Here is a 231-nt window from a genome sequence, read left to right as displayed (position 1 = left end):
TGTATTTGTAGATAATCAGCAAAATTTATATTACCAGAAAGGTAAGCAATCAAAGCAAAAGACAAAGCAGCAACCATCACAGGCACAATAGCCAACCCATCAAGACCATCGGTCAAATTAACTGCGTTCCCAGTCCCTACAATAACAAAAGCAGAAAAAGGAAGGAAAAACCAGCTCAAATTGATAAAATAATCTTTCACAAAGGGCAAAGCTAATCCGGACGAGCCAACT

At 38.5% G+C, this 231-nt stretch carries 1 pseudogene; it reads right to left on the bottom strand.

Going from position 1 to position 231, the window contains the following annotated elements:
• Positions 1-231, bottom strand: a pseudogene (gene mraY / locus ACFIK8_RS11555) (phospho-N-acetylmuramoyl-pentapeptide-transferase); the annotation flags it as partial.

The sequence above is a fragment of the Bartonella sp. MR168JLCBS genome (genome assembly GCF_042194175.1).
Note: the sequence above shows the minus strand (reverse complement) of the source record. Positions and strands in the feature narration are given on the sequence as shown.